The sequence below is a fragment of the Bradyrhizobium sp. ma5 genome (assembly GCF_042258955.1).
Classification (GTDB): domain Bacteria; phylum Pseudomonadota; class Alphaproteobacteria; order Rhizobiales; family Xanthobacteraceae; genus Bradyrhizobium.
In genome coordinates this window covers 6,883,253-6,903,092 of the sequence record NZ_CP170156.1, presented here as the reverse complement: position 1 = coordinate 6,903,092, position 19,840 = coordinate 6,883,253, and the positions used below count along the sequence as shown (strand labels likewise).

Here is a 19,840-nt window from a genome sequence, read left to right as displayed (position 1 = left end):
CGAGCGCGCGACGAGCCGCAGATAGCTGGGTCATTTGACGGCACCGACCGCATAGGCAAGACTGATCGAAGTCAAACCGTGCTCGCGGGACATTCCGGTGCTCAATTCGGATTCTGCTTTGCCTTCGTCGACCAACTGGGCAGGCGTGCGCTCTGTCATGGCGGCGCTTCTTATCGCGTCGACGGTCATCTTCAGCGTACCTGCGTCCGCTCAAGTGACGTGGCAAATGGCGACGGAATATCCTCGAAGCAATATCTCCGGTGTCGGTCTGGCAAAATTCGCGGAGCTCATGTCCGCGCAGACGAACGGATATGTTACGGTCCGCAATGCATTCGATAACGAGTTGAAGATCAGCTCCGGCGGAATGTTGCGTGCGGCCCAAGAGGGGCGGATTGCCGGTGGCGACGCCTTTGCCGGGCCGCTCGAAGCGTCCGATCCGGTGTTTGGCCTGCCGTCGCTGCCGTTTGTTGTCCAGTCCATCGAGGCGGCGCGGTCCATCAACGAGCGGGCGCGGCCACTCTATGAGAAGGCGTTGGCCGCGCATGGCCTCAAGCTCCTGTACATCACCATTTGGCCGTCCACCGGTCTCTGGAGTGCCCAGCCGATCTCGACGCCCGCGGACCTGCGATCCATTGCCGCGCGGACGTATGACTACAATTCGGCCGAGGTGATGCGTGCGGTCGGTGCAACGGCGGAGTACCTTCCGTTCAACGAGGCAATCGGCAGGGTAAAAAGCCGTCTGTTGAATGCCATCCTGACGTCGGGCGACGGCGGTGCCGGCCGAAAGCTCTGGGAGGATCTCACCCATTTCACGGCGATCAACTACGCGATCCCGATCTCGATTGCCCTTGTGAGGACCGATGCGTTTGAAGCGCTCCCGGAATCGGTTCAACGGCAGGTGATGCAGGTGGCTGCCGAGACGGAACAAAGCCAGTTCCAGCTCCTGGCCAATCGCACGGCCGAGAATTACGCACGCATGCGGGCCAACGGGGTTCAGATCACGGAGCCGGCGCCGGCTCCTGTTCTCGCCGCGCTCAAGCAAGCTGCATCGGCGCCCATCGCAATGTGGAAGGCCAAGGCACCTCCGGAAGCTGTGGCCATCGTTGATCGGGCGTTGCAGCAGCAGTAAACGGTGGTGCCATGGCACGGGCGGCGATGAGCCAAGGCGCTGTGCGCGGCGTGCAGCATTAGTTCGTGCTGCGGCGGCTGCGGCCTTGCGGTGTCAGCGCATTGACGATCGATGGGCTCACCGACGCGGATGTGATCTCGACCTGCGGGGTCGCAAGACGCAGATTGCGGCGAATATGAAACTCGAGCGTGCCGGCGAGCGCCGTTTCGATGGCGGAGAGCTGTGCAGCTCCATCGTCGAGCAACGCATGGCCATGGCCCGCCGAGAACAGTGCGCCTGCGACGAAAATCGGGAAATAGGCGGTGCATCCGACGCCGAGATCCCTGTCGTCGATGCGCCCGCTGAAATCATTCGCTTCGTTCGGCTCGCGGGGGTCCCAGTTCGCCGGCGGCGCGACACCAAAATTGCCGAAACACGGCGATAACCTCAGCTCCCGTCCCCAGGGCAAGCGCGCGATATTGCGCGTGCGATCGAGCGGGACATGCCGGCAGCAGAAGTCCAATGACGCTTCCGGCGCGGCACTCGTCGGGGCCCTCATGTTCCAACCCCAGTCCGATCGCAGGCGGACATCGAGGACACGAACCTCGAGCACGTCACCCGGTTCGGCCCCCTCGACATGGATCGGCCCGGTCAGCAACTGCGGCGCTGTTCCGTGGGAAGCGGGGATGTCGCTGCGACCAAGCGGTCCAGCGAGATCGCTCGCGAGATCGAGTGCTTCGTCCGGCTCGGCCGATAGAGTCTCGATCGTCACCCGATCACCAGACGCAATTCTGATGACGGGGCTGTGTCGGCCATCCCACAGTCCCCAATGAAGATGATCAGGTGTCGAGGTAAGATAGTGCTCCACGGTCCATCCTTTCTTATTGGTTCTTGTTGACGCCTCTGCGCCCGCTGCCGCGCCACGCGGTCGCTTCAACCGGGTGATCTCCATCGAAGCAGCGCGGTTCATGCGACGCTCTCGAAAGCGACGCTGGTTCATAAGCATGATCTGTGCCAAAGGCCGTGATGCAGGGCAGGACATCCTATCTATCGGCTTATGGTCCTTATGCCGTCATTTCGAGCCCGCATCCGGTGCTGACCAGGTCAGCACTGCGGCGGCTCCGGCCGCTCGCATAGCGGATAGCGAGAGCCGTGAAAGTCGGGAAGATCAGGCTGCAAAGGTAGGCATTGCTCGTCGCTTTACTGTGCGCCTGGCGATCGCAAACCCAAGGCATCTCGCGGAGGCTGAATCCGTCACGATTGGACGTTGCGAAGATTCCGCTAGACGTATGGGACTAACATTAGTACGATAGGTTCAATTGGCAGGAAGGGCCTGCGGTTCGCTCCTCAGCCGCTGCCGGTTGCCGACAAGGAGGATGTTTTGCCGGATACCCTGGTGGAGCCGTACACGCGGCTCAGAGAGAAGATGGCGCAGCGCGACCGAAGCCTGCGCGAGAAGGTGGTGTCGCTCGAGGAAGCGGCAGGTTTCGTCCAAGACGGCATGAAGGTGGGAATTGGCGGGTCAACCATGTCCCGCACGCCGATGGCGATGCTCTGGGAGCTGATCCGCCAGCATCGCAAGGATCTTTCGATCTCGCGCTGCATCGTCTCGACGGACGGCGACCTCGTGTTCGGATCCGGCATCGCGAACCACGTCGTCACCAGCTGGTTCGCCCAGGGGATTCTCTGGGGCCTGTCCAAGGTGATGCGGCATCACGTGGAAAATGGCGGCAAGCGCTATGAGGAATGGAGCCACATGGCCGTCGGCATGCGCTTTCGCGCCGGCGGCATGGGCGTTCCGTTCCTGCCGACCCGCGCCATGCTGGGGTCGGATATCGTTGGTCAGCGTCCCGAGGCCAAGCAGATCGACTGCCCGTTCACGGGCGAGAAGCTGCTGCTGGTTCCCGCGCTCAATCCCGACGTCGCGCTGATCCATGTCCAGCGCTGCGACCCCTACGGCAACGCCCAGATCGACGGCCTGCAGTTCATGGACATCGATCTCGCGCTCGCTGCCAACAGCGTGATCCTCACGACCGAGCGGATCGTCTCGAACGACCAGATCAGGCGCGCGCCGGACCAGACGAAGATCCCGTTCTTCTGCGTCGACGCCGTGGTCGAGGTCCCCTACGGGTCGGCGCCGCACGAGTGCTACGGCCTCTATGAGCCGATGATGCGGCACATGGAAGCCTATGTCGCGCAGGTCAACGCGGATCCCGTGAAGGGCATGCAGGAATATCTCGACCGCTATTTCTACAGCCCGAAGTCCTGGAACGAATATCTCTCGCTGATCGGCATGGATGAGGTGTTGGAGGCAACGCAGAAGGGCAGGAGCATCTATAATGACTGAGGCGCAGCGCTACACCGCAAGCGAAATCCTCGCGATCTTGAGCGCGCGCCAGCTGCAGGACGGGCAGGTGGTCTTCGCCGGCATCGGCGTGCCGCTGCTCGCTGCAACCCTGGCCCAGCGCACCCGCTGTCCGGCCCTGACCATCCTGTTCGAGGGCGGCGTGGTCGGCGCCTTCGTCGAGCCGGGCAAATTGCCGCCCTCTACCAACGATCAGCGCTGCACAAAGCGCGCCAACATGGTCCTCGGCAGCGCCGATGTCTTGCTGCTGCTCCAGCGCGGTTACGTCGATGTCGGTTTCATGGGCGGCGCCCAGATCGATCAGTTCGGCAATCTGAACTCGTCGTTCATCGGCGACCCGGCGAAGCCGAAGACGCGCCTGCCGGGTACCGGCGGCGGCAACGACATCTCCAGCCTGACCAACATGATCGTCGCGATGAAGCACGAGAAGCGTCGCTTCGTCGAAAAGGTCGATTTCATCACGAGCCCCGGATTCATCCGCGGCGGCACCAGCCGGCGCGACTCCGGCCTGCCGAGCGGCGGCATGTGGCGCGTGATTACCGAGCTCGCCGTGTTCGGCTTCGACGACAGGACCCGTCGCATCAAGGTGCTGGCGCTCAATCCCGGCGTCAGCCGCGAGGAAGTGCAGGACAATACCGGCTTCAGGCTCGACTTCGACGAAATGCTCCACGTCACGTCGCCGCCGACCGATCACGAACTCGAGACGCTGCGGATGCTCGATCCCGACCGTCTCTTCACCGCTTAAAGCTACACCAAGTCCGGAGATCTCTTGATGACCACGCTCGCCAACACGTTTGGTATTGCCGCGCGCAACTTCACCGCTTATCCCGAAATGCCTAACGCCCGGGCGCTCGTCGAGTATGGCGTTCGGGTCGAGGAGCTCGGCTACGATTCGGTCTGGGTCTGGGATCACATGCTTCTCGGCGTGGATCCGAACTTCCCGATCATCGATTCCCTGACGACGCTGACAGGCATCGCCGCGCGCACCAAGCGGATCAAGATGGGCACCGGCATTCTGGTGCTGCCGCTGCGCAACGCGGTGGCGCTCGCCAAGCAGCTCTCGAGCATGGATCAGCTGTCCGAGGGCCGTCTGATCATGGGCATGGCTTCCGGATGGTACAAGCGCGAGTTCGATGCGCTCGGTATTCCCTTCGAAAAGCGCGGCAAGATCATGGATGAAAATCTCGAGATCATGCGCCGGCTGTGGACCGAAGAGTCGGTTTCGGGCGAATACATGCGCCACAACATTTCCAAGGCGGTGATGTACCCCAAGCCGGCGCAGCCGCAAATTCCGCTGCTGATCGGCGGATACGCCGATCCCGTGCTGAAGCGCGCTGCCTTGAACGGGGATGGCTGGCTGACCTACTTCTATCGTCCCGCCGACTTCAAGAAGTCCTGGGACAAGATCATCAACTTCGCCAAGGAGGGCGGCAAGGATCCCTCGACTTTGAAGAACGCCTCGCAATTGCCGATCATGATCGGCAAATCGCGGCAGGCGGTCGAAGCCGACATGCTGGACTGGCTCAACAAGGAGTGGGATTTCCCGGCTCACAGCGATTGCAGCCGCGAGAGCGCCATCATGGGCTCGGTCGATGAATGCGTCGCCCAGCTTCGCGAGCACATCGCGCTTGGGGTCCAGAAGATCATCTTCGTCCCGTACAAGTATCAGGCGGACCAGGTCGAAACCATCGCGCGTGAGATCATCCCGCGCCTGCGCGCCAAGTAACGAAACCGGAAAACGCACAACACAGGCGACAAGCAGATGACTGACCCCGTACGCAAGAAGATCATCGACAAGGTCGACGCTTCGAAAGATCACGCGATCAAGTTCCTCCAGGATATGGTCGCGATCCCGAGCGTGACCGGCGACGAAGCCGCGATCCAGAAGCACATGCACGGCTACCTGACCGAGGTCGGTCTTGAGGTCGACATGTGGGAGACCAATTGGGAGGAGCTGAAGAAGCATCCCGGCTATCGCCCGGTCGACCGCGGCTACGAGAACCGTCCCAACATCGTTGCGACCCTGAAGGGCACCGGCGGTGGTCGCTCGCTGCTTCTCAACGGTCACACCGACGTGATCCCCGTCGGCAACGGCGAGGGATGGAGCGACAATCCGTGGTCGGCCTCGATCAAGAACGGACGCATCTATGGCCGCGGTTCGTGCGACATGAAGAGCGGCGTCGCCAGCCACGTGCTCGCAGTCCAATACCTGAAGGAGCTTGGGCTCACGCCGAAGGGCGATGTCATGATCAACATCGTCATCGACGAGGAGGTCAGCGGGCACGGCACGCTCGACACCGTGATCCGCGGCTACAAGGCGGACGCCGGTATTTCCGGCGAGACCAGCGACCTCTATGTGCAGCCGGCTTGCATCGGGCGCATCTGGTTCCAGATCGACATCGAAGGCAAGCCCGCCGGTATCCAGCAGCGCTACCTCGGCATCAGCGCCATCGAGCTCGGCAACAAGATCGTGAAGGCCGTACAGGAGCTGGAAGACGAGCGCGTGGCGAACGTCAAGCACGCGCTCTACCCGAGCGCCATCGACTCCTTGCCCTGCATCATCGGCAGCTTCCAGGCCGGCAACTATCCGAGTGCCTTCCCGGCGAGCGCCGTTCTGAAGGGATCGATCGGTACCGTGCCGAGCGAGGACCACGAGGGCGTCAAGCAGAGCCTCGTCAAGAAGATCGCCGAGGTTGCGGCGCAGGATCCCTGGATGAAGGACCATCCTCCTGTGGTGAAGTTCGTCGGCTACGACGCCGAGGCTTCGGAGATTCCGGTCCAGCATCCGATCGTGCGGACCGTCTGCGATGTCTATACCGAAGTGACCGGCAAGAAGCCCACGATCTCGGGGCGCCAGGGTGCGGCGGACACGCGGTTCTTGAACAAGTACGCGAATACGCCAACCGTGATCTTCGGGCCCGGCTCGACGGCGGTCATGCATGCGAACGACGAGTATGTCTCGATCGATGATTACCTGACGGCCATCAAGGTCATGGCGCTCAGCATCTACGACTGGTGCAATTCCGCCCCAGCCAAGTAATCAAGGGCCGGATCGATCGGGAAGGGGCCCAAGGTTTGGGCCCCTCCTTTTTTGGCGGCGTCGGTGGTGCGAACTCGCTATTGTCGCACGCGGGAGGGTTCTCGAGACTCGACGCTCAATTCCAGTGATGCTATCTTTGCGATAATAGAATGAATTTGTGTTCGAGCCGTCGATCGCTCCGGACACGGACGACAAGAGGGGAGACGGAGTGGCAAAGCAGGGCGTTGGAGCTTCCGTTCCCCGAAAGGAAGATGATCGCTTTCTCCGCGGACGGGGCGAATATGTCGGCGACATTCGTTTGCCCGGCATGCGCGACGTCGCGTTCGTCCGTAGTCCGCTTGCCCATGCGCGGATCAAGGACATCCGTATCCCGCCACATCTTCGCAGCAGCGTGTTCATCGCGTCGGATATCGCGGCCGACACGCGTCCGATTCGCGCCGTTTCCGGACTGCCGGGCTTCAAGCCTTCCGATCAGCCGATCCTTGCATTCGAGAAGGTCCGTCAGGTCGGCGAATTGATCGCGATGTGCGTCGCCGACACCCGCGCGGAAGCCGAGGACATTGCGGCCGCCGTCGAAGTTGATTTCGAGGAATTGCCGGCCGTGCATGACATGCTGCTGGCGCGGCGTCCGGACTCCGCCCTGGTGCACGAGGAGTGGGGCGACAACGTCTTCCTCGAGACGTTTGTCGACATCAACATGGAAGCGGCCTACGACGCTCCGATCAAGATCACACGCGAGATATCGACCGCGCGGCAGAGCATGGCGCCGATGGAAGGCCGCGGCACGGTTGCGGTCTGGCACAAGCGGATGGATCAGCTCGTCCTCTACACCGGCAATCAGCAGCCGCACATCGTGCGCAACGGCCTGTCGGAATGCCTCAATCTCGAACAGCTGAAGATCCGCATCGTCTCGCCCGATGTCGGCGGCGGCTTCGGCTACAAGGGCATCGTGCTGACGGAGGATGTTTGCCTTGGCTGGCTCGCCATGCGCTGCGGCTATCCGGTGCGCTGGATCGAGGATCGTCGCGAGCATTTGACGGCGGGCGCGAATTGCCGCGAGCATCACTACAACATCACCGTCTATGCCGATCGCGACGGGAAACTGCGCGGTGTCGAGTGCGAGGCCTCGGTCGATTCCGGCGCTTATTCGTCCTATCCGTTTTCGGCCTGTCTGGAGGCTGCGCAGATCGCCAGCATCCTGCCCGGGCCGTACGATTTCCCATCCTATCGCTGCCGCACCTGGTCGGTGTCCACCAACAAGTGCCCGATCCTGCCTTACCGCGGCGTTGCCCGAACCGGCGTTTGCTATGCGATCGAACTGATGATGGACGCGATCGCACACGAATGCGGTCTCGAGCCGTACGAGGTGAGGCTCAAGAATCTGGTGCGGCCGGAGCAGATGCCGTTCGACAACATCACCAAGAAGCATTTCGACAGCGGAAACTATCCGGAATCGTTGCGGCTGGCTCTGGCGAAGATCGATCTGGCCGGTCTCCGCGCGCGCCAAAAGAAGGGCGAGCCGGACGGTCGTTTGATCGGGGTCGGTCTATCAGTCTATTGCGAGCAGGGTGCGCACGGCACGTCGGTCTACGCAGGCTGGGGCATCCCGATGGTTCCGGGACACGAACAGGCAACCGCCCGTATGACCCCCGACGGCGGCCTCGAGCTGCGGATCGGTGCGCATTCGCATGGTCAAAGCATGGAGACCACGCTTCCGCAGGTCGCGCACGAAATTCTTGGCATCGACATCGCGCGCATCAAGCTGGTTCACGGTGACACCGAGTACACGCCTTACTCGACGGGCAGCTGGGGATCGCGCTGCGCGGTGATGTCCGGCGGCGCCGTTGCGACGGCCTCGCGTGAGCTCGCCAAGCTCGTCAAGGGCATTGGCGCGCATCTGCTGCAGACCGAGGTCGAGAGCGTCAAGCTCGAGAACGGCGCGGTCGTTGGTCCGTCCAACAGCGTGAAGATCGACGAAATTGCGCACACCTGGTATCGCAGGCCGCAGGATCTGCCGGCAACTGTCGATCCGAGGGGCCTCGAGGTCACCATCGGCTACAAGCCGGCGCGTGATTCCGGCACGTTCAGCTATGCGACCCATATCGCGGTGGTCGCCGTCGATCCGGAGTTGGGTGATATCGAGCTGATCGACTACGTGGTCGTCGAAGACGGCGGCCAGCTGATCAACCCGATGGTCGTCGATGGGCAAATCTATGGCGGGCTGGCGCAAGGCATAGGCACCGCAATGTATGAGGAAATGAACTTTGATACGTCGGGGCAGCCGCTCGCATCGACCTTTGCCGATTATCTGCTGCCGGGCCCGACCGAGGTGCCGGCGCCCAAGCTCGGCCACATGGAGACGTTGGCGCCCTATACGGAGTTCGGTGTCAAAGGCATCGGCGAGGGCGGTGCCATTGCGCCTCCCGGAGCGATCGGCAACGCGGTCAATGACGCATTGCGGCCTCTCGGAGTCCAGGTCTTGCACACGCCAATGACGCCACGGCGTGTTCTCGAAGCCATTCGGGCCGCAGCCGGGAGCCGCAAGGCGAAGGCGCCCGCGGAAGGGTTGCCGGCGTGAAACCTGTCAATTTCGACTATGCACGCCCCGATGCGGTCGATGCGGTGATCAGGCTCATCGCGGACGACAGCCGGACCGTCAAGATGATGGCCGGGAGCCAGTCGCTCGGGCCGATGTTGAATCTCAGGCTCGTGCAGCCCGATCTGATCGTCGACCTGACCGGAATCGAAGAGCTCCGTTGTTTCAGTGACGGGGCCGACGAGATCTCGATCGGGGCTTGCGTCACGCATGCCGATATCGAGGACCTCCGCGTCACCGACGTCACGCGCGGTGCGCTGCCGACGGTCGCCAACGGCATCGCATATCGCGCGGTGCGCAATCGCGGCACCATCGGCGGCAGCTTGACGCATGCCGATCCGTCGGCCGACTGGCACTCGATCCTCGCCGCGGTCGGGGCAAAGGTCGTGCTGCGTGGCCCGGCCGGTGAGCGGACCGTGACCGTCGAGGACTATATGGTGGGCGCGCTTGAAGCCGACCTGCGCCCCGGCGAAGTTCTCGTTCGCGTCATGGTGCCGCGACTGAGCAAATCGGCGCGCTGGGGCTACTACAAGAGCTGCCGCAAGACCGGCGAATTTGCCCACGCGATCGGCGCCTTCGTGACCGACCCCGATCGCGGCATCAGTCGTGCGGTGATCGGCGCGACCGAGAGCCGTCCGATCGTCATTGCCAAGGCAGGCAACGTGATCGGCGACGGCCGCGCTCCGCGGCTAAGCGATAGTTTCGACGGCGGGGCCGTCGACGAGATTCTGGAGAAGGCAGGGATGGTCGATCCCCTGGACAAGCAAACCCATGTCGTCGCGCTGCGCCGCGCGATCGAGCAGGCACGGCCGCAATGAGCACCTGCAACCTCAATGTCAACGGCAGCGCCGTCAGCGCGGAGATCCAGCCGCGGACGCATCTTGCGGACTTTCTCCGCGAGAAGCTCAATCTGACCGGCACCCATCTGGGTTGCGAGCACGGCGTCTGCGGCGCGTGCACTCTCCTCGTCGACGGCGTGCCCACGCGCTCCTGCATCACCTTCGCGATGGCTTGCCAGCAGGCCGACGTCACGACGATCGAAGGACTCGACGACGACGAGATCACGCGCGAATTGCGTGCGGCGTTCACACGGGAACATGGCCTTCAATGCGGTTATTGCACGCCGGGGATGGTCGTGTCGGCGCGCGATGTCGTGCTGCGCATGCAGGACCCCAGCGAGCGCGATATCCGCGTGGCCATGAGTGGAAACCTCTGTCGCTGCACCGGCTATGTCGGCATCGTCCGTGCCATCCAGGGTGTGATCGCCGACCGTAGGGGGCGAGGGATTGCGGCGATTCCGAACGGAAACCGGACGCGCCTTGGACCGTCAGGCTCCGGCAACGCGACCGCGGTTGCCGCAGCCCCCGTTCGGCCCAAGGCAAACGCCGCACCAGCTGTGAAAAAGGCGGAAGCTCCGACAGCGGCGGCGGCCTCGCTCAGGGATACTAGCTGGAATCCGCAAACGACCTTCACGCAAAGCTTCACCGTCGGACATCCGGTCGATGACGTCTGGCATTTCTTCTCCGACATCGGCGCGGTCGCCGCCTGCCTGCCGGGCGCATCGTTGGCGGGAGAGCCGGTCGACGGTCACGTCGATGGCCAGATCAAGATCAAGGTCGGGCCGATCTCTGCCGAATTTCAAGGCGTCGCCGATGTGGCGCGCGACGATGCGACCCGCACGGGCACGATTGTCGGCGCAGGCAAGGATAAGCGCAGCAACTCCTCAACCCGCGGTCTGATCGGTTATGCCGTCAAGCCGGGTGACGTGGAAAACCAAACCAGGGTCGATCTCAGCATCGGCTTCACCTTGACCGGGGCCCTGGCGCAGTTCAGCCGCTCGGGCTTGATCCAGGACGTGGCCGGACGAATCATCGCTGTTTTTGTCCAGAACCTCGAGACGCGGCTCTCCCATCGATCGGGAGGCGGCGAGGGCGAGCCGGCCATGGTCAGGGAATTCGACGCCGGCGCGCTCATGCGATCGATGGCGTTGGATTATATGAGACGAGCGCTGCGATGGCTCTTGCGACGACCTTAGTTGTTCGGCGATAAAAACTCGCCTTCAGCGATGAAATGGACTATCTTACTATCATGAATAAGCTAGTCCCAAATTACGAGCGCAGCCGGGTCCCCCTCTATGTGCAGGTTGCATCGGTCATGCGTCAACGGGTCGAGTCCGGGCGATGGCAAGAGGGCGACAAGATATCGACCATCGAGGAGCTCGAAACCGAATTCGGCGTCGCGCGCGTTACGGTTCGGCAGGCGATCGAGATGTTGCGGAACGAGGGTCTGCTCGACGCGCAACAGGGGCGCGGGACGTTCGTGTCCGGAAGACCCAAGAATCGTCACTGGCTGAACCTCGCCAATGATTTCGAGTCGATGGTCGATTCCGTCAGGAACAACGTCCTCAAGCGCGTCTATGTCGAGGAGAATGCGGAGCCGCCCCGGCTCGCTGCGCATGAAGGGCAGCCCGCCGCCAGCTACGCTTTTCTCAGAAGCGTGCAATACAACGAGGACGAGCCGTTTTCGGTCGTCAACCTCCATCTGGCTCGCAACCTCTATCTCAAGGACCGCAAGCGCTTCACCCACACGGCCGCGCTGACGAAGATCATGGAGATGGACGACATCACGCTCGCCCATGCTCATCAGGTCGTGACGATCGGCGTGGCCGATCCCGAGACAGCCGAGCTGCTCAAGATCGGTCTCGGCGAACCAACGGCCGATTGTCGCCTGGTGTTGGTCGACAGCAACGACATCGCCATCTATGTCGCCAATATCCATTATCATCGCAGTTGCTTCGCGCTCCGTTCCGATCTTCTCGAAAAGTCGAAGAAGCGAACGAGGGCTTGACGAAGGAGCGGGCGCAAGGCCCGCGCCTGATCCGCGCTAGCGCGTTTTCGAGCGAAGTGGCCACCGGTTCGCGTGAAGAAAACGCGTCAAAACAAGAATCCAGAGCTTCGGTTCTGATGTAATCAGAACCGAAAAGGCTCTAGGCGAGGATGCTGTCCGGCGAAGCGCCCACGATTTCCGTGTAGCGCTTCTGGTCGGTCGCGCCTTCAGTGTTGATCAGCAGCACGCGCGACACCTGGTTCAAGCCAAGCGATTCACGCGCGGCACTGCTCTTGGCGGCGCGCCAAAGGCCGGCCAATCCGGCAGCACCGCTTTCGCCGGCCACAATGGCCGGATCGTCGCCCGTCGGATGTGCGAGCCGGCGCATCGCTGCCGCAGCACCTTCCTCGCCGACCATCATGAACGCGTCGGCTTTCCGCGACAGGATGCGCCAGGCAACCAGAGAAGGCTCGTAGCATTCGAGCATCGCCATGATCGTCGGCTCGCCATGGGGGATCTTGATCGGCGCGCCCGCAATGGCGCTTTGATAGAGGCAGGCAGCCCGTTCGGGCTCGACGACCACGAATTTTGGCCGGCTCTTGCCGAAGACGACATCAAAGTAACCGGCGACCGCGGCTGCGAGGCCGCCGACGCCGGCCTGGATGAAGACGTGGGTGGGCGTCTCCGGCTGCTGCCGGAGGATCTCGTTCAGCATCGCTGTGTAGCCCTGCATGACCAGTCCAGGGATGCGCTCATAGCCGGGCCAGGACGTATCAGAGACGACGATCCAATGGTTGTCCTGGCAGACCTTGTCGGCGACCGCGACGGAATCGTCGTAAGTGCCTGGCACCCGCACGATTTCCGCGCCGAAGCGGGCAATTGCCTGCACGCGCTCATCGGTGACTCCGGAATGCACGAAGATGACCGCCTTGGCTCCGACCATCTGCGCGCCGGCCGCGACCGATCGCCCATGATTTCCGTCGGTGGCGCAGCCGACCGTCAGGCCGCGCGCGATCTCGCGTATCGCAGGCGTCCCGATCTCGCTGATATCCACCGCGCGCCCCAGCTTGTTGCCGGCATGCTCCAGCAGTAGCCTGACGACGGCGTAGGATCCGCCCAGAGCCTTGAAGCTGCCGAGGCCGAGCCGATGCGATTCGTCCTTGATGAGAATGGACTTCACCTCGAATTCGCGGGCGAGCGCCGGCAGCGATCGCAGCGGCGTTTCCGCGTGGTTCGGTCGGAAGGTGAGAAAGCGCTCGACTTCGCTGGCTTCTTCACGCGCCAGCGTGGCGGCATCCGCCGGGTCAAGCGGTTGGTCGTGAGATGAACTTGTATTCGACAGGAACATTCGAACCGGCCTTCGCGATGAGTTGTTTGGTGGGAGCTGCCGCCGCCGATCGGACGTGTCGTCATTGGGCAGCGTAGCTTGCCAGGGCTGGGGATACATACTATCATTGGGATGATGGTTCAATACGGATCTCCAAGCGGCGCCGCCTGCTGTCGCCGCTCCAAAGCGACTTTCGGAAAAGCAGTAAAAATTGTTTTGCAAAAGAGATTGTCTTACTAATGATAGGACATTATAGCTCAAGCAGACGAGGTGACGGATGACCATATCGATCAACTTGAACGCCGACATGGCCGAAGGGTTCGGCGCCTACGACGTCGGCGACGATGCCGGAATCCTCAAGATCATCGGATCGGCGAATATCGCCTGCGGCTTTCACGCCGGTGACCCGCGGGTGATGCGCAACGTCGTGCGCGAAGCCAAGCGCCTCGGCGTCACGATCGGTGCCCATCCCGGTTTCAACGATCTTTGGGGCTTCGGGCGCCGGCGCATCGATATGCGTCCCGATGACCTCGAATACATGGTCGCCTATCAGATTGGCGCGCTGCAGGCGATGGCGGCCTACGAAGGCGAGCGGGTCACCCACCTCAAGCCGCATGGCGCGCTCAACAACATGGCCGCCGAAGACGCCGAATACGCGCTGGCCATCGGCCGCGCCATCAAGGCCGTCGATCCGCGCATCATCTATGTGGCTCTCGCGGGGTCCGAGATGGAGAAGGCCGGCCGCAAGCTCGGACTTCCCGTCGCAATCGAAGGCTTCTGCGATCGCCAGTACGACGACGACGGCAATCTGACATCGCGCAAGATCGCGGGCTCGGTCATCAAGGACGCGGCGGTCGCCACCCGGCAGGTGCTCGACATGGTGTTGAACAACACCATCACCTCCCGCAACGGCAAGAAGATCACATGCAAGGTCCACTCGCTGTGCGTCCATGGCGACGAGCCCACGGGCGTCGCCACGGCCCGTGCGGTGCGGGAGGGCCTCGAGAAGGCCGGCGTCAAGCTCGTGCCGCTCACCGAAATGCCCCTCGACTAATCCTGGAAAGGCCACCGAGACATGAACACGAAACCGACGATTGCCATCCTTGGAGGAACCGGCGACTTGGGATCCGGCCTCGCGAAATGCTGGCTTGCTGCCGGTTACAAAGTCATTCTCGGTTCACGCTCTGCGGAGAAGGCCAGGAGCACGGCGCAGGTCATGACCGGCGACGTCGCGGGCGACGACAATTCCGCCGCCGCGCGGGCTGCCGACATCGTGGTCGTTGCGGTGCCGTTCGCGAGCCATGAAGCGACACTGAACGAAGTCAAGGACGTGGTTCAAGGTAAGATCGTCGTGGATGCCGCGGTCCCGCTGGTGCCGCCGAAAGTGTCCGTCGTCCAGCTTCCGTCCGCCGGCTCGGCCGCGCAGATCGCGCAGCAATTGCTCGGACCCGGCGTGCGGGTCGTCTCCGCCTTCCACAATGTGGGTGCGACCAAGCTGCATCAAGGCAGCCGGGCGGATTGCGACGTTCTGGTCTTTGGCGACGACAAGGCGGCGCGCGACGTCGTCATCGGTCTCGCCAACGAAGTCGCATCCGCCGGCATCGACGGTGGCGTGCTGGCGAACTCGGCGGCGGCCGAGGCGCTCACATCCGTGCTGATCGGGATCAATCGGCGCTACAAGGTGCCCGGCGCCGGCATCCGCATCACCGGCCTGTCCACTAGCCCGGGTGTCTGATCCATGCCTGTGGGGACGCGAGTCGAATACATCGCCCTGCAGGACATTCGGCGCGTCGAGCCGGGCGCGGATCTTGCCGCGCTCATCAGGCAGGGCCTGGCCGGGATGTCGCTCGAGCTGCAGCGCGGCGACATCCTCGTCATTGCGCAGAAAATCGTCTCGAAATCGGAAGGGCGGTACGTTCGGCTGAGCGACGTCGAGCCTTCCCCGGAGGCGTTCGAACTGGCGGCGACGGTCGGCAAGGATCCGCGCTTCCTTGAGGTCGTGCTGCGCGAATCCACCGAAGTGGTCAAGACACGGCCGAACGTCGTCATCGCCGCGCACCGGCTCGGCTTCGTCATGGCCAACGCCGGCATCGATCAATCGAACATCGAGCACAGTGAAGGCGAAGAGCGCGTGCTGCTGCTGCCCAAAGATCCCGACGGATCAGCGCAGAAGCTGAAGCTCGCGCTGGACGCTGCCGGCGACCTCGATCTTGGAATCATCATCAACGACAGTTTCGGCCGTCCCTGGCGCAATGGTGTCGTCGGCGTGGCGATCGGCGCCGCCGGCATCCCCTCGCTGCTGAGCCAGATCGGCGTCCCCGACATGTTCGGCCGGGCGATGCGCGTCACCGAGATTGCCATCGCCGATGAGATCGCCGGCGCCGCTTCACTCCTGATGGGACAAGCGGGCGAGGGGGTGCCGATCATCCTCGTCCGTGGCCTCACACTTGATGGACCGGTCTCACCCGCGGCCGCGCTCGCGCGACCCAAGAGCCAGGACATGTTCCGATGAGTAGCGGTGAGCTCAACGTTGTTGCGCTTTGTGGTGGGGTCGGGGGCGCCAAGCTTGCCTATGGCCTCAATCGCCTGTTGGGCGCCAAGCTCTCCGTGATCGTCAACACAGGCGACGACTTCGAGCATCTCGGTCTCACGATCTCGCCGGACATCGACACAGTCGTCTATACGCTCGGCGAGCTCGCCGACGAAGAGCGTGGCTGGGGGCGAGCCGGCGAAAGCTGGAATTTCATGGAGGCGCTCGGCGGCCTGAAGGGCGAGACGTGGTTTCGCTTGGGAGACCGCGATCTCGCCATGCACGTCTTGCGCTCGCGCGCGCTGAGCGCCGGCGTCACCTTGACCGATTTCACCGGCAGGATTGCATCGCATCTCGGCATTAGGGCGAGCATCCTGCCGATGACCGACGATCCGTTTGCCACGATCGTGGTGACGGCCGATCAGAAGCTCGCGTTTCAACGCTATTTCGTCGAGCAGCAGGCGCGGCCCGAGGTCAGGAAGATCGAATTCCAGAGCCCCAGCGGTGGAACGGCGACCAGCGCCGCATTGCGGGTCATCGACGCCGCCGACGCCATCATTGTCTGTCCGTCGAACCCGTATCTCAGCATCGATCCGATCCTGGCTGTACCCGGTATCCGGGCGGCCCTGGATGCGACCAAGGCGCCCATCGTTGCCGTCTCGCCGCTGGTCGGCGGCCGCGCCATCAAGGGACCGACCGCAAAGATCATGAACGAACTCGGCGTCGCGACGAACTGCGCCTCGATCGTCAGGCACTATGGCTTCCTCGATGGTCTGGTGATGGATCGCGAGGATCAGGCCGACGCCGATGCGGTCGGCATTCCCGTGCATGTGACGAACACGATCATGCGCTCGAGGGATGAGCGTATTCAGCTGGCACGCGAGTGTCTCCGATTTCTTGATCGATTACAAAGCTGAGCAAAGCGATGGACGATTCCGAAACCTGGGCCCTGGTGCCTGTCAAACGGTTCAGTCAGGCAAAGAGCAGGCTGGGCGATATCCTGGTGGCGACCGAGCGCGCAAAACTGGCGCAAGCCATGCTGTGCGATGTTCTCGGAAACCTGCGGGATACGCGCTCACTGGCCGGCATCGCCGTGGTGAGCGCCGATCCGGAAGCGTTTGCGATCGCCAAGCGCTTTGGCGCGGCCATGATCTTTGATGAGGTCGAGACCGGCGTAAGTGCCGCTGTGCGGCGCGGCCTCGATGCGTTCCAACCGTATGAGCGGCGGGTTCTTGTTGTCCCTGCCGATATTCCGTTCGCTCGTCCAGAGGACTTCGAGCACGTCATCCGGTTGCTGGACCACACGCCGATCGTGCTCGTGCCCGCACTCTACGATGGTGGCACGAATGCTCTGGCGATGCGGTCGCCCGATATGCTGGAGCCTCGATTTGGCGAAGAGAGTTTCCGCGCGCACCGTACCCAGGCGCGGCAGCGGCAACTGAGCTGCAGCGTGTTCAAGTCCCATGGCATCGGCAAGGACATCGACTGCCCAATCGATTTTGGTCCGTATCTGATCTCGTCGCAGAACCTCGGAACGACAGGTTCGTTTCTTGATGAGCTCAAGATTGCCGAGCGCTTCTGCAGCGACGACCACCCCGTTCCCGTGAGGCTGTTCTGATGACGTCCGTCTTGAATCTCCCGTTCGACCGTCGCCTGTCGCGAAGCGAAGCCTACGAGCTGATCGATCTTGCTGACATTGGCGAGGTCCTGACGGCCGCCGCCAAGCGAAGGGATGCCGCGCACGGCGATGTCATCACCTATTCACCCAAGGTGTTCATCCCGCTCACCCAGCTTTGCCGCGATGTCTGTCACTACTGCACGTTCGCTCACGCGCCGCGTTCGAACGTGAAGCCGTATCTCTCGGTCGAGGAGGCAGTCGCCATCGCGAAGGCCGGCAAGGAGGCTGGCTGCCACGAGGCGCTGTTTACGCTCGGCGACAAGCCCGAGCTTCGCTACCGCATCGCGCGTGAGGAGCTGACAAGGCTTGGCCACGAATCGTCGCTCTCGTATCTCGCCGAGGTTGCCAAGGCTGTCTTCGAGCAAACCGGCCTGCTGCCTCACGTCAATCCCGGGATCATGAGCGCGCTCGACCTTGCCATGCTGCGCACGGTATCGGTCTCGCAGGGGATCATGCTGGAGTCCGCGTCCGATCGGCTTTGCGCGAAGGGCGGCCCCCACTTCGGATCGCCGGACAAGGCGCCGGCCGTCAGGCTTCAGACAATCAAGGCTGCCGGCGAGCTGGCCATTCCATTCACATCCGGAATCCTGATCGGCATCGGGGAGACCAGGGCCGAACGGATCGATGCATTGCTCGCGCTGCGCGACCTGAATGATACGCACGGACATCTGCAGGAGATCATCGTCCAGAACTTCCGGCCGAAGGTTGGGACGCGCATGGCCGATGCGCCGGCGCCCTCCGTGGACGATCATCTCTGGACCATCGCTGTCGCCCGCTTGATCTTCGAGCCGGAGATGAACATTCAGGCGCCGCCGAACTTGAGCCCGGCGGCTTTGGGGCGGGTCGTTGCGGCAGGGGTCAACGATTGGGGTGGCGTTTCGCCTGTCACGCCGGACCACGTCAATCCCGAAGCACCATGGCCGCATCTGCGGCTGCTGGAGGCTGCAACCCGGTCAACCGGCAAGCGGCTCGAGAAGCGGTTGCCGATCTATCCGAGTTTCGCGCGCTATCCCTCGCGCTGGCTCGATAACAAGCTGTTGAAGTCGGTCCTCGATCGCATCGACGGGGATGGATTTCCGCGCACAGACGATTGGCATCCCGGCCACATCGGCGGGGTTCCGTCGCGCGAGCTCGGATGGTTGAAATCCGCTCCGCGCACCGCGCATGGCGGCGAGGTCACATCCGTCATTGCCAAGGCCCAGCGCGGTGCGGAGCTTTCGGAGGGCGAGATCGTCAGGCTGTTCCGCGCTCACGAGAGTGACTTTACCGGCATTTGCCGGGCGGCCGACGAATTGCGGAGCAGCGTCAACGGCGACGTGGTTTCTTACGTCGTATGCCGCAACATCAACTACACCAACATCTGCTCCTTCAAATGCCAGTTCTGCGCCTTCTCGAAGGGCAAGATGAGCGAGAACCTGCGCGGGCGTCCGTACGACCTCGAAATGTCCGAAGTCGCGCAGCGGGTCACCGAGGCCTGGGACCGCGGCGCCTCCGAAGTGTGCATGCAGGGCGGCATCCATCCTTCCTACACCGGGCAGAAGTATCTGGATATCTGTCGCGCCGTGAAGGGCGCCGTCCCGGCCATGCATCTCCATGCGTTCTCGCCGCTCGAGATCCATCAAGGGGCGCACACGCTCGGCATTTCTGTCGCCGAGTTCCTGCAGGAGCTGAAGGCGGCCGGCCTCGGCACGCTGCCAGGAACCGCCGCCGAAATCCTCGACGACGAGGTGCGCGAGACGCTTTGCGCGGACAAGATCAGGACCCAGCAGTGGCTCGACGTGATGCGCACGGCGCATTCGATCGGGCTCCGATCGACGGCCACCATCATGTTCGGCCATATCGAGCGTTACGATCATTGGGCGCGGCATCTGCTCCGGCTGCGGCGCTTGCAGGCCGAGACCGGCGGATTTACCGAGCTCGTGCCGCTGCCGTTCGTTCACATGGAAGCGCCGGTCTATCTCAAGGGCCGGGCGCGTCCGGGACCGAGCTTCCGCGAGGCGGTCCTGATGCATGCGGTGTCGCGGCTCGTCCTCAATCCACACATCACCAATATCCAGGCGTCCTGGGTCAAGATGGGACCGGAGGGGCTGCGGCACTGCCTTTCGGCTGGCGTCAACGACCTCGGCGGTACGCTGATGGATGAGAGCATCTCCCGCTCAGCCGGTGCCTCGCACGGCCAGGAAATGACGCCGCAGGAGCTCGAATCGATCATCGTTTCCGCAGGCCGTGTGCCGCGTCAGCGCACGACGACGTATGGCGTCGCTGACGACGTTCGGAGGCAGCGCTCATTTGACGCGGTCTGCGAGCGGCAGGCCGGCACGGGAATGCGATCCGCGGGGTGCTAAAGGACCCCGGGGCGAGGCCAAGAGA

General features: G+C 63.0%; 18 protein-coding genes. 15 read left to right on the top strand and 3 right to left on the bottom strand.

The features are described 5' to 3' along the window. Window positions 1-30 precede the first annotated feature (30 nt). A complete protein-coding gene (locus tag ACE103_RS32520) occupies window positions 31-159 on the bottom strand; it encodes a hypothetical protein (protein WP_263010095.1) in 129 nt (42 codons plus the stop codon). Between ACE103_RS32520 and ACE103_RS32515 the strand changes: the two genes are divergently transcribed. Then, the gene (locus tag ACE103_RS32515) at window positions 158-1,129 is read left to right on the top strand and encodes a TRAP transporter substrate-binding protein (protein ID WP_375776375.1); all 972 of its coding nucleotides are present in this window, start codon (window positions 158-160) and stop codon (window positions 1,127-1,129) included. The genes ACE103_RS32520 and ACE103_RS32515 overlap by 2 nt on opposite strands. Before the next feature lie 58 nt (window positions 1,130-1,187). Here the strand turns inward: ACE103_RS32515 and ACE103_RS32510 are convergent, their stop codons facing one another. Next, window positions 1,188-2,078: an acetamidase/formamidase family protein gene (locus tag ACE103_RS32510; RefSeq protein WP_375776374.1), complete on the bottom strand. Its 891-nt coding sequence runs from the start codon at window positions 2,076-2,078 to the stop codon at window positions 1,188-1,190. A 456-nt stretch (window positions 2,079-2,534) separates the two neighbouring features. Between ACE103_RS32510 and ACE103_RS32505 the strand changes: the two genes are divergently transcribed. The 8 genes from ACE103_RS32505 (at window position 2,535) to ACE103_RS32470 (ending at window position 11,956) form a co-directional block, all read left to right on the top strand. Then, on the top strand, window positions 2,535-3,455 hold the full coding sequence (locus ACE103_RS32505) for a CoA transferase subunit A (RefSeq protein ID WP_223977041.1): 921 nt from the start codon (window positions 2,535-2,537) through the stop codon (window positions 3,453-3,455). After that, window positions 3,448-4,218: a CoA-transferase subunit beta gene (locus ACE103_RS32500; protein WP_375776373.1), complete on the top strand. Its 771-nt coding sequence runs from the start codon at window positions 3,448-3,450 to the stop codon at window positions 4,216-4,218. The genes ACE103_RS32505 and ACE103_RS32500 overlap by 8 nt, the downstream gene beginning before the upstream one ends. 27 nt (window positions 4,219-4,245) lie before the next feature. Continuing rightward, a complete protein-coding gene (locus tag ACE103_RS32495; RefSeq protein WP_375776372.1) occupies window positions 4,246-5,199 on the top strand; it encodes an LLM class flavin-dependent oxidoreductase in 954 nt (317 codons plus the stop codon). A gap of 36 nt (window positions 5,200-5,235) precedes the next feature. Then, window positions 5,236-6,513, top strand: a complete 1,278-nt coding sequence (locus ACE103_RS32490; protein ID WP_375776371.1) for an ArgE/DapE family deacylase — start codon at window positions 5,236-5,238, stop codon at window positions 6,511-6,513. A 208-nt stretch (window positions 6,514-6,721) separates the two neighbouring features. Further along, window positions 6,722-9,091, top strand: coding sequence for a xanthine dehydrogenase family protein molybdopterin-binding subunit (locus tag ACE103_RS32485; protein ID WP_375776370.1), 2,370 nt, complete (start codon window positions 6,722-6,724; stop codon window positions 9,089-9,091). Next, the gene (locus tag ACE103_RS32480) at window positions 9,088-9,927 is read left to right on the top strand and encodes an FAD binding domain-containing protein (protein WP_375776369.1); all 840 of its coding nucleotides are present in this window, start codon (window positions 9,088-9,090) and stop codon (window positions 9,925-9,927) included. The genes ACE103_RS32485 and ACE103_RS32480 overlap by 4 nt, the downstream gene beginning before the upstream one ends. Continuing rightward, window positions 9,924-11,144, top strand: a complete 1,221-nt coding sequence (locus ACE103_RS32475) for a 2Fe-2S iron-sulfur cluster-binding protein (RefSeq protein ID WP_375776368.1) — start codon at window positions 9,924-9,926, stop codon at window positions 11,142-11,144. Before ACE103_RS32480 ends, ACE103_RS32475 begins: the two co-directional genes overlap by 4 nt. A 53-nt stretch (window positions 11,145-11,197) precedes the next feature. After that, window positions 11,198-11,956 carry a GntR family transcriptional regulator gene (locus ACE103_RS32470; protein ID WP_375776367.1) on the top strand — a complete coding sequence of 253 codons (759 nt, stop codon included), beginning with the start codon at window positions 11,198-11,200 and terminating at the stop codon, window positions 11,954-11,956. A gap of 139 nt (window positions 11,957-12,095) precedes the next feature. Here the strand turns inward: ACE103_RS32470 and ACE103_RS32465 are convergent, their stop codons facing one another. Further along, window positions 12,096-13,283 (bottom strand): diaminopropionate ammonia-lyase, encoded by a 1,188-nt coding sequence (locus ACE103_RS32465; RefSeq protein ID WP_375781230.1) that lies wholly within the window; start codon window positions 13,281-13,283, stop codon window positions 12,096-12,098. 256 nt (window positions 13,284-13,539) lie between these two features. Between ACE103_RS32465 and ACE103_RS32460 the strand changes: the two genes are divergently transcribed. Genes ACE103_RS32460 through cofH form a run of 6 tightly spaced genes read left to right on the top strand, consistent with a single transcriptional unit; the run spans window position 13,540 to window position 19,815 of the window. Continuing rightward, window positions 13,540-14,316: a LamB/YcsF family protein gene (locus ACE103_RS32460; protein WP_212316331.1), complete on the top strand. Its 777-nt coding sequence runs from the start codon at window positions 13,540-13,542 to the stop codon at window positions 14,314-14,316. Between the two features lie 21 nt (window positions 14,317-14,337). After that, window positions 14,338-14,997 (top strand): NADPH-dependent F420 reductase, encoded by a 660-nt coding sequence (gene npdG, locus ACE103_RS32455; RefSeq protein WP_375776366.1) that lies wholly within the window; start codon window positions 14,338-14,340, stop codon window positions 14,995-14,997. Window positions 14,998-15,000: 3 nt separating this feature from the next. Then, window positions 15,001-15,774 (top strand): coenzyme F420-0:L-glutamate ligase, encoded by a 774-nt coding sequence (cofE, locus tag ACE103_RS32450; RefSeq protein WP_375776365.1) that lies wholly within the window; start codon window positions 15,001-15,003, stop codon window positions 15,772-15,774. Continuing rightward, window positions 15,771-16,709 (top strand): 2-phospho-L-lactate transferase, encoded by a 939-nt coding sequence (gene cofD / locus ACE103_RS32445; RefSeq protein ID WP_375776364.1) that lies wholly within the window; start codon window positions 15,771-15,773, stop codon window positions 16,707-16,709. The genes cofE and cofD overlap by 4 nt, the downstream gene beginning before the upstream one ends. Before the next feature lie 8 nt (window positions 16,710-16,717). Next, on the top strand, window positions 16,718-17,410 hold the full coding sequence (gene cofC, locus ACE103_RS32440; RefSeq protein WP_375776363.1) for a 2-phospho-L-lactate guanylyltransferase: 693 nt from the start codon (window positions 16,718-16,720) through the stop codon (window positions 17,408-17,410). Next, window positions 17,410-19,815, top strand: coding sequence for a 5-amino-6-(D-ribitylamino)uracil--L-tyrosine 4-hydroxyphenyl transferase CofH (cofH, locus tag ACE103_RS32435; protein ID WP_375776362.1), 2,406 nt, complete (start codon window positions 17,410-17,412; stop codon window positions 19,813-19,815). The genes cofC and cofH overlap by 1 nt, the downstream gene beginning before the upstream one ends. Window positions 19,816-19,840 lie beyond the last annotated feature (25 nt).